Origin of the sequence: Bdellovibrio sp. HCB209 (assembly GCF_047306065.1) — a bacterium.
GTDB lineage: Bacteria > Bdellovibrionota > Bdellovibrionia > Bdellovibrionales > Bdellovibrionaceae > Bdellovibrio.
On sequence record NZ_CP178618.1, the window covers coordinates 1,940,795 to 1,957,653 of the forward strand.

Here is a 16,859-nt window from a genome sequence, read left to right on the forward strand (position 1 = left end):
TTATGTCATCCCGATTTGAACGTCCATCCATCACACAAAGAAGAGTTGTTGTAACTGGTGTTGGCGCCGTGACTCCCCTTGGTAATACTATCGAGGAGAGCTGGTCTAACGCTAAAAAAGGTGTAACTGGTATCGCCAAGATCACTAAATTTGATACAACAGGCTTCGACGTGACTTTTGCCGGTGAAGTGAAAGGCTTTCAAGCCGATCAATACATCGAGAAAAAAGAGCAAAAGAAAATGGATGAGTTCATTCACTATTCAATCGCCGCTTCAAAAATGGCGATTGAAATGGCGAAATTGGAGCTTTCTGAAAAAGAGAAAGCAACAACGGGAGTTATCATTGGTGTAGGTATCGGCGGGTTGCAAAACCTTGAAGAGACCTCCATCAAGATGAAAGAAAAAGGACCTGGACGTGTCAGTCCATTCTTTATCCCATCCGTGATCACGAACTTGGCTGCCGGCCAGGTTTCAATCGCATTGGGACTTAAAGGTCCAAATTATTCTGTTACATCGGCTTGCGCTTCTGGTGTTCACTCTATCGGAGATGCAGTTCGCTACATCCGTGACGGTGTTGCTGACGTGATGCTTGCTGGTGGTGCGGAAGCAACTATCTGCCGTTTGGCTGTTGGTGGTTTTGCTGCGATGAGAGCGCTTTCGACTCGCAACGATGCTCCAGAAAAAGCCAGCCGTCCTTGGGATAAAGACCGTGATGGTTTTGTCTTGGGTGAAGGTGCTGCGATTTTGTGTATCGAATCTTTGGAACACGCTGAAAAACGCGGCGCTAAGATCCTTTGCGAAATCACAGGTTACGGTGTTTCTTCAGATGCTTACCACATGACTTCTCCGGCTCCAGAAGGTGCTGGTGGTTATGCGGCTATGGCAATGGCGCTTAAAGACTCTGGTCTTAAAGCAACAGATATCCAATATATCAATGCACACGGAACTTCGACTCCAGTGGGCGATGGTTTGGAAACGGCCGCGATCAAACACCTTTTGGGTGATCACGCGAAAAACGTGATGGTCTCGAGCACGAAATCTATGACAGGTCACGCGTTGGGCGCGGCTGGTGCAATTGAATCTGCTTTCTGTGTGATGGCGATTCGCGATCAGATTGCTCCACCAACTTTGAACTTGGAAAATCCAAGTGAAGATTGCGACCTGGACTATGTACCTCACAAAGCGCGTGAGGCGAAGATCGACAACGTTCTAAACAACAGCTTCGGCTTTGGTGGAACGAATGCTTGTATGATCTTCTCTAAATTGAAAAACTAATTAAAAGCCCCTGAACTCCAGGGGCTTTTTTCTTTGTACGACTTCAAGGGATTTATCATGATTATTTATATCGGTTGCGACCATGCTGGCTTGGATCTAAAACTTAAAGTGATGTCTGCGTTTCCAGAATTTGAATGGAAAGATCAAGGGACATTCACTGGGGATTCTGTCGACTACCCCGACTATGCTGACAAAGTTTGCAAAGAGCTAACTAAGGTTGAAATCCTAAATCAGAAGTCTGGCGTAATGGATCCTCTTACTGGACCAGCTATGGGTGTTTTGATCTGCGGATCCGGACAAGGGATGGCGATTCGTGCAAACAAATACCAACACATGCGTGCTGCTCTTTGCTGGAATGAAGACATCGCTAAACTTTCTCGTGAACATAATAATGCTAACATTCTAGTTTTAAGTGCTCGTTTCACTTCTCCAGATCTTGCGATCAAGATGGTGAAAGAGTTTATGAACACGAAATTCGCCGGCGGCAGACATCAGCAACGCGTAGATAAATTGGCAACCGACACTGGTTGTTGAGACTTTTATATTTCCGAGACTCGAGTGATACTTTACGCCTAACAGTTTTCCTTCCATCGGAGCTTTATCTATGAATTCGACATCTATGACATTGAACCAAGTTGATCCTGAAGTTTTTGGAGTGATTCAAAAAGAATCTGAGCGCCAACAATTCGGTCTTGAGATGATCGCTTCTGAAAACTACACATCTAAAGCTGTGATGGAAGCTCAAGGTTCTATCCTGACAAACAAATATGCTGAGGGTTACCCAGGCAAACGTTATTATGGTGGTTGCGTAAACGTTGATACAGTTGAATCACTTGCGATTGAGCGCGCGAAAAAACTTTTCAACATGAACTTTGCGAACGTACAACCGCACTCTGGTTCTCAAGCAAACATGGGTGTTTACTTGGCGGCTTGCAAAGCTGGCGACACAATCCTGGGAATGGATTTGTCTCACGGTGGTCACTTGACTCACGGATCTCCAGTGAATTTCTCTGGCATGCTTTTCAAAGCGGCTTCTTACAAATTGGATCCAGAAACAGGTCGTATCAATTACGATACAATCCGCGCAGTGGCTAAAGAAACAAAACCAAAATTGATCATCGCGGGCTATTCGGCTTACCCACGTGTTTTGGATTTCGCGAAATTTAAAGAGATCGCAGTTGAAGTAGGCGCTGACCTTTTGGTTGATATGGCTCACTTTGCAGGCTTGGTTGCTACAGGCCACCACCCGTCACCTGCGGAATACGCTGATTATGTAACAACGACGACCCACAAAACTTTGCGTGGTCCTCGTGGAGGCATGATCCTTACGAACTCTGAGGAAAAAGCGAAAGTCATGAACTCTCGCATCTTCCCTGGTATTCAAGGTGGTCCATTGGAGCATGTGATCGCTGGTAAAGCTGTCGCATTTGGTGAAGCATTGAAACCAGAATTCAAAGACTACAGTGGCAAAGTTATTCAGAATGCAAAAACATTGTCAGAAGAACTTTTGTCTCAAGGCTTTAAACTTGTAACTGGTGGTACGGACAATCACTTGATGTTGATTGATCTTTCAGATCGCGAGATCACAGGTAAAGTTGCTGAGATTGCCTTGGATGAAGCAGGTATCACTGTGAATAAAAACACAGTACCGAATGAAAAACGCTCTCCATTCGTAACAAGCGGTATTCGTATCGGAACACCTGCTTTGACGACGCGTGGAATGGGCACTTCAGAAATGAAGAAGATCGGTCAATGGATTGCGCAGGTATTGAACAATGCCGACAATACGGATTTGAAAAACAAAGTTCACAACGAAGTTAAGGAAATGTGTAAGCACTTCCCGATTTACTAATCTCTGCTTTTCAGAGACGAAAGCATCTCTTACAGAGGGAAAAGGCGCGCATTCGGTGCGCCTTTTTTGTTTTATTTTAGAGCGAAATCACCTCGACCACTGTCTGGATAAATAACTCTATTCCTGTCATCGTCTTTTTCTTATATCTTTGCGAAATGATTGAAAAATAGGCAATTAACATTTGTTATTTTTGCGTCATATTTTATGGGTATTTTGGGCAAAAAATCCTTTGGATACGAGACCTTGTACGTTATAGTTAACGATATGACACCAGGATGGAAACAACTCGTTAACTTTGCAGGATGCATTTTCGTGACAGGACTTTTGGGTTCCTGTGCGACTTATCACACACCCCTTTCCAGAGATCTGATGGCTAATGGTTCAAGCTCTCCCAATCGCGGGATGGCTTCTGATCAACCAATGACCATCGAGCAAGAGATCGGCTTTGATTGGCCGGTTGATAGTGCTCGCATGACTCGTGGATTCTTACCTAATAAACGCAGACCACATCTTGGCATTGATTTGGCCGCTCCTAAAGGAACGCCTATATTGGCTGCCCAAGGTGGCACAATCATCTATGCTGGTCGTGAGTTTAAAGGGTACGGAAAAATGGTTCTAATCGAGTCTGGGACAGGTTGGGCGACATTGTACGCTCACTTCGACAAGATCTTGGTTTCCGAAGGTCAAAAAGTTCGCAAAGGCGAAGTTATTGGAGCCATGGGACGCACAGGACGCGCAACCGGAGTTCACTTACACTTTGAGATCCGCAGAAACCGCGGCCCGATCGATCCTCTTCCGCTTCTTCCAACAACAGCGGCAACATCAACTGCTCAGCTTTAAAGCTTAAAAATGCAAAAGGAGGGTCCCCCCTCCTTTTTTTATTCAGCACACGCACGCTATTCAGAAATAAAAAAAGGCAGCCTTTGTGGGGCTGCCTTCTCTATGTCTTTAACTCTTTGGGAGTTATTAGAACAAGTTGATGTTCGCAGAAAGCGCAACGTTTGTTCTGTCTGCACGGATGTCTTTAGGTGCAAACTGGATATTCGGATACAAGTAGATATCACGAGTTACAGAGATACCGATACCCATAGATTGGTATGGCTCTTTTTGGTAGAAGTCAGTGCTGTTACCGTATTCGTCTTTGTCTTTGTAGAATTCAAAGTAACCGAAAACTGTACGGAAAGAGTATGTATCGTTGAAAGTGTATTCAGCGAATGGGTAGATCGCTAGGATCATATCTGTACGTCTTGCCAAACCGCTTGCGTAGTCAGCTTCAACTTCAGCATTCTTAATGCCGCCGCCGTAAACTTCATAGTCGAAAGAAGCATTCAAGCCGCCAGACCAGTTAGAGTTGCCAAGATCAGCCAAGAAAGTTTGGCTCGCCATGATCGCACCCTTTGAGTTTGTATCAGAGGAGTCAGAATCAGTGTACATAGCAACAGTTGCATCAGAAGCCATTTGCATGCCCCATGCTTTGTAACCACGGCTCCAAGTCATTGAAGGCGTAGAAACTTGGTAACGAGGAGCTACTTGATCAGCATAACGAGGATCTTTAGCTGGCTTAGTGATGTCACCATGGAATGGATCCATAATAGTGATGCCTGTAGAAAGGCTCAAGCTGTCACGTTCAGTCACACGGTAGTTGATACCAACATCACCGCTCAATGCAGTCAAAGTTTGGCGAGCACCGTAACGGTATGCTGGGCGCAAAGAGTCCATTGGTTTTTCGATAGAACCACCGTTGTAACCCAATGAAGATTTGAAAGACCAACGAGATTTAGAACCCAAAGTTGCACGAAGGCGTGCATTTGTGATTTCGTTGTCGATATCACCAACTTGCTCGTCCTTTTTTTGAACGTCAGTTACTTTTACTGTGCTTGTGTTTGCGCTTTGGTTTTCTTCAGCTGCGAATGCAGAAACTGCTGTTACCAAAGATCCTGCCAAAATAAGTGAAGAAAGAATTTGTTTTTTCACCTGATTGATTCCCCTTGTTTCGTTAAACGTTGTTAATTGTTAATACCTTTTAATAAACTCAATTTTATTAGCACTATTCCATCAGCTCTTTGTTGCTTGTCGTTTAACATTCACCACGATTTCAACTGGAGCGATCAACTGGTCCCAAAATGGAGCCAATTTGAATATAAGCAATGAAAGTGCCAGGTCTTTGGTCGCATTTCAACACCAAATCCTGACAATAACCTAATATTTCCGCTAAGAAGACGCGCTGAAGCCTAAAAATTGAGCAGGTTCGATTTCGCAACTGCTATTCAAGTGATGTTCATTTTGGCTCCAGTTGCGCCTCAGATAAAAACTTCACGCGCCGCGTTCCTGAAAAGCGGCAGGCGCCTTTTAGGGATGCAATGCTACATGTTGAGGGGTTGATCTCCCCTTCGCATAATTCTTTGAAGGGGGAGTTTATGGTGGATCGGGAGCTATATAAAGAGACCGAGTTTCTTCATGACGTGGGTACGAACCTTAATGCGGCTCTTTTTATTATCGATCGTTTGATTGAGGAAATTAAGGGCGAAGAAGGTCGACTGGAAACCGACTCTGAAACGGAGAAGCTCTTTCATCATCTGGCGACTTATTTAAATAAGATCGATCGCACCGTGAAAAGTCGCCGCACTCATCTGTCTGAAGTTTTAGAGGCAGAGCGCAGAGCGGAGCAAGAAGCTTATCGCAACAACAACCCCTGAAAATAAAGAAGGGAGCCGTGGGCTCCCTTAGCGAGATCAATTTACTCTTTCAATAGAGTGGATAGTAAAAATAAATTTGCTATCTCGGTCTCGTCTTGAACTTAGTTTCTCTCTCGCGACAGAAAATCGCAAGTCCGGAAGGAGTCTTGTTTCATGTCGAACTTAGGCCTGGTACTTTCTGGTGGCGGCGCACGTGGTGCATATCAAGTTGGTGTATTGTCAGCTGTCGCTGAATTATGCAGAGAACTTTCAATCGACAATCCTTTTCAGATCTATACCGGAGTCAGTGCGGGCGCCATCAACGCCTGTGCTTTAACAGCTCATCCGGGATCTTTCGTTGAAGCGTGCGAATCCTTGCGAGGAATTTGGCGGCACTTAGAAAGCCCCGATATTTTTGTTTCCGACACGATCTCACTCACAGGTGTAGCGATGCACTGGCTGATGGATCTTTCCAGCGGCGGGATGAAAAGCACTCCGGGAAAATCGCTTCTGAACACCGCTCCCCTTCGCGCCTTGATTGAGAAAAATTGTCACTTTGAAAATATCCAAAAGAAAATCGACGCGGGAGTCATTCAAGCCTTAGGAATTTCTGCTTTAGATTTTCACACATCATCGACAGTCACTTTTATTCAAGGAAGAACGGAGATACCTTTATGGGAAAGAGTGCGAAGACAAGCGACACGTTCACCAATCACCGCCGATCATATCATGGCGTCCGCCGCCATCCCGGTTTTATTCCCGCCGATTGCGGTGAATTCCCGATATTACGGGGATGGATCGATTCGGAACTTCAGTCCGTGCGGACCCGCTATTTACATGGGAGCGGACCGATTGCTTGCGATCGGTGTCAGACGCAAACAGGATATCTGTTTTACCACGCACGAAGTATCGCCGACGGAAATGCCGAGTGTTGCACGTGTGGCGAGCGTCCTTTTACATGCGATCATGAGCGATGGGATCGAATTTGATATCGAAAGAATTGAGCGCATCAATTTAGCGCTGGGAAAAATTCACCATTCCGAGCGAAAACATCTGAATGTTCGACATGTCGATGCCTTATGGATCTCTCCCTCAGAGGACTTTTCAAAACTTGCAGCAGAAACAGCTCAAGAACTTCCCAAGATGATTCGCTATTTACTGCGAGGCTTGGGAAGTCTGGAAGAATCCGCAGAGCTTTCAAGTTTTCTATTATTTGAAAAAGCCTATGTGCAAAAATTGATCGAGATCGGTCATGCAGATGGTTTGCGGGCTCGTGATGAATTGACTCGACTGCTGACAGGTCAAAAAATGAAAGACCCACCAGCAGAAGCTCAATTGCAAAACTAAATTTCGACCTGAATACCCACTTCGATCACTTGATTCGGTGGGATACGGAAGAACGCTGTTGGACGTTGGGCATTTTTAGACATCACTGCAAACAAACGCTCACGCCAGTGTGACATGTGCGGCTCATCAGGACGTGAAGGTCCTTTAGTCGCGATGATTGTTTCACGTCCCAACACAAATGTCGTTTCGTTCACATTGAAATTGATATCTTTATTACGGCAGGCTTCTAGGATGTGTTTCATCTTAGGAGTTTCCATAAAGCCGTAATAAGCCAAGATACGATAGAAATTTGGAACGATCTCTTGGATCGAGATATTGTCTTTCTTAGAAACAAACGGAACCTCACGCGTTTGAATCGTTAAGATCGCAATACGCTGATGCAAGACTTTGTTGTGTTTCAAATTATGTAACAACGGCGCTGGAACACCCCAAGGATCTCCAGACATATAGATCGCAGTTCCTGGAACACGAATTGGCGGCTCACGCAAAAGCTTCAATAAGAAATCTTCTGTCGGCATCGAGCGCTCTTTCAAACGACGGAACAAAACCTGACGGCCTTTTTGCCATGTCGTCATCAAAAGATAAATCACAGCACCAATGACCAATGGAACCCAACCGCCATGAGGGATCTTATGGAAGTTCGCCCCAAAGAAAGCCATATCGATCACAAAGAACACACCGAAAATACTGAAAGCTTTTAAAAAGCTCCAATTCCATTTTTGGCGAGCAACTTCGTAAGCCAGAATCGTGGTGATAACCATCGTTCCCGTCACCGCAATACCGTAAGCTGCGGCAAGATTACTGGATGTTTTAAAGGTAAGAACCAACCAGATCACACCCACGAACAGCGACCAGTTGATCGCTGGAATGTAAATCTGTCCGATTTCTTGAGACGATGTATGCACGATATTGATACGAGGACAGAATCCCAATTGAATCGCCTGACGAGTCAAAGAGAAAACTCCAGAAATTAAAGCCTGGGAAGCGATGAAAGCCGCCGTCGTACTTAAACAAACCATCGGAATGATCGCCCATTTCGGAGCTAACAGATAGAATGGATTTGAAATAGAAGCCGCATCCGTCAGAAGGATCGCACCTTGACCGAAGTAGTTTAAAAGCAAAGCTGGCAACGCCACAAAGAACCAAGCCATACGAATCGGCGTCTTACCAAAGTGACCCATATCCGCATAAAGCGCTTCACCACCAGTAACAACAAGGACGACAGAACCCAAGACCAAGAAGCCATGCATCCCATTGCGGAACAAGAACTCCACAGCTTGCTGAGGCCATAGTGCTTGCAGGATCGCGGGATTTTCAATGATAGCGGCTCCACCGAGGAAGCCCAATGTTGTGAACCACAAAAGCAAGATGGGACCAAAGATCACACCGATGCGACCTGTGCCGTATCTTTGCATAAGGAACAAAGCATTGATGATGAAAATCGTGACTGGAATAATGTAAGGATCAAATTGATCGGTGACGATCTTTAAACCCTCCATCGCAGACAGGACCGAGATCGCCGGCGTAATCACACCATCACCATACAAGAGAGCGGCACCAAACAAACCGATGATCGTCATAATCCAACGACGATGAGTGATGTCTTTAGTATGTTGCGAGCGAACGGCAAGAGCCATCAACGAAAGAATCCCACCCTCACCTTTATTATCTGCGCGCATAACGAACGCCATGTACTTCACGCACATCACAGAAAGAAGTGTCCAGAATATCAGAGAGAGAATTCCCAAAACGTTTTCCGGAGTGACCGTCAGTCCATACTCACCACCGAAACACTCACGAAGAGCGTACAGAGGACTTGTACCGATATCTCCAAAAACAATTCCCAATGCGGCCAGAGCTACCATCGCTAGGTTGGTATTTTTATGACTATGGTCTTGGTGTTCGATATCGTACTCCCATTTTTTTTAAATACTTCCTTCTGCGAAGCAAAAGGGCATATCGGCTAAGTGTAGGGAATCGCAAAGCTCTTGTCAGCAGCTGGACTAGAGGTCCTAACGCAGCACTTCACATTGCAGCTTCTTCAGTTGCCTTCTTTTTGAGCGATAAGGGAAAATAAAGACTCAGGGAGTAAACTTATGTTTCGATCTGACCTTAAAAGTTCGCTGATTTATGCCTTCACACACTCAAAGTGGGCCTTGGCATTATTGATACTCGTGGGATTAGTTTATTTTGAAGTTCGCTTGAACGAAAAAACGCTGGCTGACAATCGCCAACCAGCGACAACAACTACTTCTTTGACGCAATAACTGAGTTTGCATCCAGTTTGAATGCAGACAGCGCAGAAACAAAGTTTCTGAAGCCTGTGATTTGCTTCACGATCAACTTTTTGATCGTCTCGTCTTGTGGCTCCCCGTTATCATTCAGAACCTTCGGAGCATTCGTAATGAAAATACGTTCTGGATAGATAAAGGCATTTCTATATCCAAAGATCTGTTGCAAGTGTTCCACAGGACGAAGACCACCAAACATCCAACCCAAGCCGATAAAGCAAACAGGACGATATTCGAAAGTTTCAGGGAACTTCATATGATCGATGAAGTACTTCAAAGCACCTGGCATAGAGCCATTGTACTCTGGACAGATCACAACCAAACCTTCTGAAGCAACCAGCTTATCAAGATAAGGCTGAAGACCAGCGTGCTCTTTTCCATAGTGAGGGCCGGTGTGCAAGTGTTCCTTAACGTCTTTGAGGTCAATAACCTCTACTGTTTCACCTTGTTCTTTGTAAAGCCCTTGAATGTAGTATGCGAGCTTAAGAGTTTTGGAATCAGGACGGTCTGTGCCTGCGATAATGTACTTCATTGGTAAATCTCCTAGACAAAGTGATATACCTTTCGCTGTAATAAAAGCAATACAGATTTCAGAAGGGTGCATTCGCAATGTCGAAAATTTGGTTTATCTTAAATGACGGACAAGTCACTGGCCCTTTTGAACCAGGTGAAGTTGAATCACAAATTGCATCTTTCAAGGAGCCTTTGATCTGGGGCCGCGGCCAGGTTGAATGGGACACTCCCAGCAAATGGCGAGTTAAAGTCAAAGAGATGGTTCCAGTCTCCGCTCCCGGCGATCAAAGTAAAAACTGGATGACTCGTATCGAAGGCAAAGTGAACAAAGAAGCCTTCAAATATTCTGACATGATCGTACAATTAAAAAAGATGACAGATCTTTCTCAAGTCGACATCTCTACCGATGGCGGCAAAACTTGGAAAGAAGTCTACGCCCTTCAACAAGTTGTAGATGATTTGGGAATCAGCCGCAGATCTCACCCTCGGGTTCCGATCGTGGGAACTTTGGAATTTGAAGTCGGCACAACCAGCGCTACCGTAAAATGCCGAGTGATCTCGATCAGTGAAGGCGGCCTGGGCATTAACGATGCTGAAAGCCTGCAAATTGGACAAAAATTCTTTGCAACTCTGACGAGCCCCAATCTTTATCAGACCATCACCACAACTTGTGAAGTGGTTTACATGGGGAATGACGGTTACGCAGGTCTGCGCTTCGTAGGATTGCCAGAGGAATTTAAATCTTCGGTGATTGAATACGTAAGAAAGTTCGCGACACTTTCCTAAGATTCGTAAGACTTAGATTTTACAGCTCTAAGTCCAGTTTCAAATTGGATCCAGCATAGCCTTTTGACAAGTCCTGCATGCACTCAGCATCGTTGTATTCATGCTAGAACTTTTATTCTCTTTATTAGTGTCTCCATCAGCTGCTCCTGTAGCGAACTACACTACAGTGACGCAAACTCTTCAACAAATTCAACAAGCCAATCCGACAACGTCAGAGTTGTTTGAATTAGGTACGTCTGACTCTGGACTGCCTATTGTAGGTATTAAAATTGGCAATGGTGAAACAGCGGATTTGATCGTGGCTACTCACCACGGCAATGAATACGGCTCTACAGCAGTAGCCATGGGTGCGGCGGATGCCTTCGCTAAGAATCCTATCAAAGGCCACACTGTCTATATCATTCCGGTATTGAACGTTTCTGGTTTCAACTCTCGCTCTCGCTATGAGCGTTTAAGTGGTATGGGCTCCGTCGATCAAAATCGTGATTACCCAGGTCCTTGTGTTACTGGGAAATCATTCAAATCCAAAGCAACAAAGGCTTTGGCTGACTTTATCGATCAAAAAAATATCGTGAGCTCAGCAACTCTTCACACTCACTGGCCTGCAGTTCTTTATCCTTGGGGATTCTCAACTCGCGATGTGATGACGAAGGACGATGCGAAGTTCATCCAGCTATCTAAAGATGCTGTGGTGGAAAGTGGTTATGAAGTAGGTAACTCTAAAGACCTTCTTTATGCAGCTGATGGCGCTTTTGAAGACTACGCTTACTGGAAACATGGTATCTGGTCTTTGTTGTTCGAAATGGGCAACACTCACACGCCTTCTGAATCACAAATGACTCAAATGGTTTCTGTTAATGTTCCAGGACTGCGCAGATTCTTTGAAAATGCGCCCAAACAACGCGCTCAGGATCACGCCTTCACTGGTAAATGTGATCGCAGCATGTTGCAAAGAACTCACTTAGAATAGCCTTTAAATAGAAAATTCCGTGGTTGGAATTCAGAGCCCAGTCTTTCGAGACTGGGTTTTGTTTTTTAGCCCCTATTCCCCTCTGTAATCTCACCGTATTTCACCGAACCTCCCAATCATCTGTTCCCTAAAGGGCGCCCCAAAACGTCACCTGTGACAAAATAGGGCCCTATTTTCGTGCCAAGTCCATTTGAACGCCTCCGTTACTGGCCTACTGCTTGCTCCAAAGGCAGCGGGAAAACTTTTAACCCCGGAGGAATTACATGGAATTTTTAATGTCACTTGGTCGCGGTTTTACTTCAGCTGATGCTATCTGGATGTGGACTATTTTGGCTGCTCAGATCGTTTCAGTAGCTATTATTGCTGAGCGCTCTATCGCGCTTTTCATGAATCGCAAAGTAAATCAAAAGGATATGTCTAAAACAATCGCTGACGATATTAAGTCAGGAAACCTGGATAAGGCTCTACGCCGCTCAATGCAGTTGGGTATGACTCAACCTATGGGTGTTGTAGCTTCTGCTGGTATCCAAGCTGCGATCGATATGGGTGGCAAAGAAGAAATCCAACTTAAAATGGATGAAGTTCTTCTTGAAGAATCAAGCCGTGTTGAAAAACGCATTGGTTTCCTAGCGATGTTTGCCAACGTAGCTACTTTATTAGGTCTATTGGGTACTATCACAGGTCTAATCCACTCTTTCGCCGGTATCGCGAATGCGAACCCAGCTGAAAAAGCAGCGATCTTGTCACAAGGTATCTCTTTGGCGATGAATACAACAGCTTACGGCTTGATCGTAGCGGTTCCAGCTTTGATCATGTACGCGGTTCTTCAAAACAGAGCGACTCGTTTGACTGAAGACTTGAACAAAGGTGCTTTGAATTTGTTCATCCAACTTGGTTACCACTACGCTCCAGTTTCTGACAAAAAAGAAAAAGCACTTAAGTAATTAAACGAATAACTCTGAGAGGGCTTTATGAGCGCATCATCAGGTAACGGTAACGACAAATTAAATTTCGAGCTCAATATCCTACCGATCTTGGATATCCTCTCTGTACTCATCTGCTTTTTGCTTTTGACTGCAGTTTGGTTGCAAATCGGTACATTGGATACGAAACAGGCTATCGGAGATAACTCCACTGCTGGCGCAGTAAACCCACCGTCCCTTTGGGTGACGATGGAAGCTGACGGCAGCATGCAGCTTTCTTTGCGCGATATTCCTAAAGCTAAAACTTTGGAAGAGCGCATTGCTAAATCATCTCAAGGCGTGGATCTAGCGACTCTTGAGACGCGTTTGCAAGCTTTGAAAGCGCAATGGCCTGATCTAAAAACAAGTGTTGTTCGTCCCGGAGCACAAACCAACTATGGTGATGTGATTCGTGTGATGGATAAATTGAAGCAAAACTCATTCGAAGGTGTGGGCTTATCCCCACTAGGGTAATTTTATGAGAACTTCATTCTTAAACGCCAATCAAAAACGCTCTCCTCTGTCTGAAACGCAAAGCCTAAAACCAGGTGCGCGTAAAAAATCAGGCGGCGGTAGCAATCTCGCATTGGCTTTGCCACTGACTTCTTTGATCGACGCTTTTTCGATCATCGTGATTTACCTTCTTATTGGTACTCAATCGACTGGTATCGAAGTTAAGTCCGGTCCTATCAATCTGCCGATTGCGGACCACGCGACAAGCGTAGAAAAAGAAATGCCGATCTTGAGAATTGAAAAAGGTAACTACTTTATCAATGACGAAAGAGTCGCAGGCAGCCAACTTGGTTCAAAATTAGAGTCTTTGAAAAAAGACCCTAAAGATAGCATCGAGCTTATGATCCAAGCTGACACCGAGATGAAATACGCTGACCTTGACCCAATTATCAAAGCGGGTTCGTTGGCTGGTATTGAAAAACTTAAATTTGCGGTGGTACCAAAACAATGAGAACACTAAAACGCCTCCTCATTCTTAGTCCTATTCTGGCGGGCGCTCTGTTCACACAGATCGCTCAGGCAGAGAAGATGAACAACGACACGCAAGATCTTGTTGTCGGCAAGATGGAGCGCGTTCTCTCCGCGATGGATTCAAAAGATCCGTCATGGGTACCTACTCAGCAACGTTTGGCTGATGTTCTAGCAGAAAGAGCTCGTTCGCGCTTTATGCTAGAAGTGGAAGCTAACTGTGATGGCTGCAAAGGCTCTAAAGCGGATCGCCAAAAAGCGATTCAAATTTACGAGAACTTGCTTAGCAAAATCCAATTGAATGAACATGGTCCTGTGTTGTTCCAATTGGGGCACTTGTACGAAATGGCTGGTCAAACAGATAAATCTATCGAATTGTTTGAAAGCATCGTTAAAGACTCTAAGAAAAAATCAATCTCTCCTGAAATCGTATCCCGTTCTCATGCAGAATTGGGTGATTTGTATTTCCAAAAACAAAAGTTTAAAGACGCTAAGAAAAACTACGTTATCGCTTTGAAGGATAGAAAACTTCAAAACCGCTCATTGGTCATCTACAATATGGCTTGGAGCGACTTCAATGATGATAAACTAGTATCTGCTATCAAAACTTTGGAAGGCTTGTTAGGAAAACCAGAGCTTATCACTCGTGATACAGAGGCTGGCTCTACTTACGATCCTGTATTCCATGCTGATATCGTTCGTGACCTGGGTACATTCTATGCGCGCAGAGCTATCACGATCAAAGATATCGCTCGTTACGAAGTGCTTTCTCCAAAAGAAAAGCGCAAAGAACTTCTTTTGAACTTTGCTCAAGAAGCGGATCGTATCGGTCAAAAACAAGCTGCTCACGACATCTTGAGCCGTTACTTGGATCAAGAAGGTTTGACTGACACTGAAACTCTTGAAGCTTTCGTACGTATGGCGAAAATCAACTACGATCGCGGTCAGGCTGCTCAATCTACACAAGACTTTGCTAAGGCAGCTAAAGCCTTTAAGAACACTTGCAAAGATCCTTCTAAATGTGAAGATTTGAAAAAGACGATGAAGTCCTATGTAACTGAACTTCACCGCTCTAAAAAATTGAAACCAGACCAAGATCTTCTGAACTCATATGTGATTTACTCGAACACATTCCCAGAAGACACGGAAATGACGACTCGCGGGGCGCAACTAGCAATGGATATGGGTAAACCTGCCGTTGCTGCTCAATTGTACCGCGCTATCAGCGACAACTCTTCATTGTCAGAAAAAGAACGCCAAAACGCTCTTTTGAATGAAGTTGCTGCTGGTGAAAAATCAGGCGACATCGCAATTCAAAAAGCTGCCTACATCAATTTCCTTAAAAAAGGTAAAGACGAAGGCAAGACTTTCGAAGTTCGTTACCAAATGGCTTACTTGAGCTACCAACAAAAAGAGCTTAAAGAAGCTGCCGTTGCCTTTAATCAATTGGCAAACGATAAAGATGGTAAACCAGAGCTTCGCAAAAAATCAGCGGACCTTGCTTTGGACAGCTTGGCTCAGTTGAAAAACGACGAGCAAATCCAAGAGCTAGCAAATGATTATGCTAAACTTTTCCCAAATCACCGCGCAGAATTCGAAGCGACTTCACGTAAGGCTTTGATGAATCAAGCTGCGGCTTTGGCGAACAACCCAAACTCTAGCAAATCAGATATGCGCACGGTTTTAAAAAGAATCTCTGCGACTAATCTAGCTGCAACAAAATCTGATGAAAAACTTCTGTTCTATTCGAACGAAGCGATCCTAGCTCAAAAATTGGGCGAGGAAGAAGTTTACGTTCAAGCTTTGAATAAGCAAATTGCAGTTGCTGAATTGCCAGCAGCTAAAAAAGAAGCTTTGCTTGAGCAATTGACAGGTTACTACGAGAAGAAATTGGATTTCGCGAACGCTTATAAAACAGCTTTGCGCCTGACAATGCCTAAAGTATCTGACAAAGACCGTGAATTCCGCTTGGGTACTTTGGCGGATCTTGCGAACCTGAATCCAGAAAGACACTACCGCGCCTCTTTGCGTGCGGGCCTTAAAGGTGACCGTGCTCTAGTTATGCGCACTCGTTTGGTATTGCTTTCTAAAAACCCAGTAGCTGAGTTGAAAAACCAAGCTCCTGAATTGAGACGCAAACCAGTTCTATTGAACGACACAGCTTTGTTGGTATTCGCTCGCACGAGCAATGCAAACGGCCTTAAATCTGTATTGGATATGAAAGAGATCAGAAACCGTTCTGCTGCTCAATTCATCCAAAAACAGCCGTTCTATAACAAGGCTCAAACGTTCCGCAGTCAAATCGCGGTTCATATGATCGTAGCTAAATCTGACAAGCAAATGCAAAGAGGTATCTCTGAGCGCATTAAGCTTTTGTCGAAGGCTGATGGTCTTTTGACTGAAGCCAACCGCACTCGTGATATCGCAGCTCAATTGATGGTTCTAGAAATCATGGCTCAAGAAAACCATAGAATGGTTCGCGATTTGGCGAATCTTCCGATGCCTAAGGGTCTGACTCCACAGGAGCAAGCTCAATACATCGATATCTTGAAGCAAAAATCTAAGCCTTACTTGTGGAAAGCGAAGTTCGCGGAACAGCGTGAGCAGGATCTACTAAATAACTCCCCTGCTTTGGCTCAATTGGCTCAAGACTATGCTTCTGCTCGCCCTGAGGTGCAAAACATCCTTAAACGCGAGATGACCATCATCGCTCAATTGCAGATGACGGGTAAAATGAAGTCAGCGGTTATGAGTGCGCTAAATTCGTCACCGGTACAGACTAGTGATTTGGCCTCCGCGCGCAAATCAGTGGCAGCTGAGCCTAACAACGCAGCTGAGATTGTAAAACTTAAGTCTCTAGAGACAAAAATGGGCCATCCGCTAATGGTGTCATACCTGGAAGGCCGTTTAAATCAATTACAGAGAGGTAAAAGCCTATGAAAAAGCTAATTTTATTGGCCCCCTTCTTGCTCCTAGTGCTGAGTGGCCAAAGCGCCTTAGCAGCAAATAAAGCTAAGAAGGCAGTCGATGGTAACAAAGCCCAATTAGGTACCTCCTTTAAGTTTGATGGAAGTGCTCTACGCGGGAAATACCAAAGCTCTCTGAACACGAAAGCCACGGTAGAAAACGATAAATTATTGGAAGATCTTTTGGCCGGAAGAAAAGAATTTAACGACCGAATCCAAGACGATCTAAACAGAAACTAGGA

Annotated in this window: 17 protein-coding genes; 14 read left to right on the plus strand and 3 right to left on the minus strand. The window is 44.7% G+C overall.

Annotated features, from left to right (window positions below):
- Positions 1 to 2: 2 nt before the first annotated feature.
- The 4 genes from fabF (at position 3) to ACLVWP_RS09490 (ending at position 3,966) form a co-directional block, all read left to right on the plus strand.
- Positions 3 to 1,274, plus strand: a complete 1,272-nt coding sequence (gene fabF, locus ACLVWP_RS09475; protein ID WP_413556995.1) for a beta-ketoacyl-ACP synthase II — start codon at positions 3 to 5, stop codon at positions 1,272 to 1,274.
- Positions 1,275 to 1,331: 57 nt separating this feature from the next.
- Complete coding sequence (locus ACLVWP_RS09480) at positions 1,332 to 1,808, plus strand: RpiB/LacA/LacB family sugar-phosphate isomerase (protein ID WP_413556996.1); 477 nt, start codon at positions 1,332 to 1,334, stop codon at positions 1,806 to 1,808.
- Positions 1,809 to 1,878: 70 nt separating this feature from the next.
- Positions 1,879 to 3,126, plus strand: coding sequence for a serine hydroxymethyltransferase (glyA, locus tag ACLVWP_RS09485; RefSeq protein ID WP_413556997.1), 1,248 nt, complete (start codon positions 1,879 to 1,881; stop codon positions 3,124 to 3,126).
- 264 nt (positions 3,127 to 3,390) lie between these two features.
- Entirely contained in the window at positions 3,391 to 3,966 is a 576-nt protein-coding gene (locus ACLVWP_RS09490) for a M23 family metallopeptidase (protein WP_413556998.1), read from the plus strand.
- Between the two features lie 126 nt (positions 3,967 to 4,092).
- Here ACLVWP_RS09490 and ACLVWP_RS09495 read toward each other — a convergent pair whose 3' ends face one another.
- Positions 4,093 to 5,100 carry a hypothetical protein gene (locus ACLVWP_RS09495; RefSeq protein WP_413556999.1) on the minus strand — a complete coding sequence of 336 codons (1,008 nt, stop codon included), beginning with the start codon at positions 5,098 to 5,100 and terminating at the stop codon, positions 4,093 to 4,095.
- Positions 5,101 to 5,543: 443 nt separating this feature from the next.
- Between ACLVWP_RS09495 and ACLVWP_RS09500 the strand changes: the two genes are divergently transcribed.
- Both ACLVWP_RS09500 and ACLVWP_RS09505 read left to right on the plus strand, forming a co-directional pair.
- Positions 5,544 to 5,822 (plus strand): hypothetical protein, encoded by a 279-nt coding sequence (locus tag ACLVWP_RS09500; RefSeq protein WP_413557000.1) that lies wholly within the window; start codon positions 5,544 to 5,546, stop codon positions 5,820 to 5,822.
- Positions 5,823 to 5,975: 153 nt separating this feature from the next.
- Positions 5,976 to 7,148: a patatin-like phospholipase family protein gene (locus tag ACLVWP_RS09505; RefSeq protein ID WP_413557001.1), complete on the plus strand. Its 1,173-nt coding sequence runs from the start codon at positions 5,976 to 5,978 to the stop codon at positions 7,146 to 7,148.
- Here the strand turns inward: ACLVWP_RS09505 and ACLVWP_RS09510 are convergent.
- The gene (locus ACLVWP_RS09510) at positions 7,145 to 9,013 is read right to left on the minus strand and encodes a potassium transporter Kup (RefSeq protein WP_413557002.1); all 1,869 of its coding nucleotides are present in this window, start codon (positions 9,011 to 9,013) and stop codon (positions 7,145 to 7,147) included. The two genes, ACLVWP_RS09505 and ACLVWP_RS09510, sit on opposite strands and share 4 nt — an antisense overlap.
- A 231-nt stretch (positions 9,014 to 9,244) precedes the next feature.
- On the opposite strand from ACLVWP_RS09510, the gene ACLVWP_RS09515 reads away from it, so the two are divergent.
- Positions 9,245 to 9,415 (plus strand): hypothetical protein, encoded by a 171-nt coding sequence (locus ACLVWP_RS09515; protein ID WP_413557003.1) that lies wholly within the window; start codon positions 9,245 to 9,247, stop codon positions 9,413 to 9,415.
- Here ACLVWP_RS09515 and ACLVWP_RS09520 read toward each other — a convergent pair.
- Entirely contained in the window at positions 9,396 to 9,971 is a 576-nt protein-coding gene (locus tag ACLVWP_RS09520) for an NADPH-dependent FMN reductase (protein ID WP_413557004.1), read from the minus strand. The genes ACLVWP_RS09515 and ACLVWP_RS09520 overlap by 20 nt on opposite strands.
- A 77-nt stretch (positions 9,972 to 10,048) precedes the next feature.
- On the opposite strand from ACLVWP_RS09520, the gene ACLVWP_RS09525 reads away from it, so the two are divergent.
- From ACLVWP_RS09525 to ACLVWP_RS09555, 7 genes are all read left to right on the plus strand, one after another.
- The gene (locus ACLVWP_RS09525) at positions 10,049 to 10,738 is read left to right on the plus strand and encodes a PilZ domain-containing protein (protein WP_413557005.1); all 690 of its coding nucleotides are present in this window, start codon (positions 10,049 to 10,051) and stop codon (positions 10,736 to 10,738) included.
- Positions 10,739 to 10,865: 127 nt separating this feature from the next.
- Positions 10,866 to 11,708, plus strand: coding sequence for a M14 family zinc carboxypeptidase (locus ACLVWP_RS09530; protein ID WP_413557006.1), 843 nt, complete (start codon positions 10,866 to 10,868; stop codon positions 11,706 to 11,708).
- Positions 11,709 to 11,971: 263 nt separating this feature from the next.
- Positions 11,972 to 12,652, plus strand: coding sequence for a MotA/TolQ/ExbB proton channel family protein (locus ACLVWP_RS09535; RefSeq protein ID WP_413557007.1), 681 nt, complete (start codon positions 11,972 to 11,974; stop codon positions 12,650 to 12,652).
- A gap of 27 nt (positions 12,653 to 12,679) precedes the next feature.
- Complete coding sequence (locus ACLVWP_RS09540) at positions 12,680 to 13,144, plus strand: ExbD/TolR family protein (protein ID WP_413557008.1); 465 nt, start codon at positions 12,680 to 12,682, stop codon at positions 13,142 to 13,144.
- 4 nt (positions 13,145 to 13,148) lie between these two features.
- On the plus strand, positions 13,149 to 13,634 hold the full coding sequence (locus tag ACLVWP_RS09545; protein WP_413557009.1) for an ExbD/TolR family protein: 486 nt from the start codon (positions 13,149 to 13,151) through the stop codon (positions 13,632 to 13,634).
- On the plus strand, positions 13,631 to 16,591 hold the full coding sequence (locus tag ACLVWP_RS09550; protein ID WP_413557010.1) for a tetratricopeptide repeat protein: 2,961 nt from the start codon (positions 13,631 to 13,633) through the stop codon (positions 16,589 to 16,591). Before ACLVWP_RS09545 ends, ACLVWP_RS09550 begins: the two co-directional genes overlap by 4 nt.
- The gene (locus ACLVWP_RS09555; protein WP_413557011.1) at positions 16,588 to 16,857 is read left to right on the plus strand and encodes a hypothetical protein; all 270 of its coding nucleotides are present in this window, start codon (positions 16,588 to 16,590) and stop codon (positions 16,855 to 16,857) included. Before ACLVWP_RS09550 ends, ACLVWP_RS09555 begins: the two co-directional genes overlap by 4 nt.
- Positions 16,858 to 16,859 lie beyond the last annotated feature (2 nt).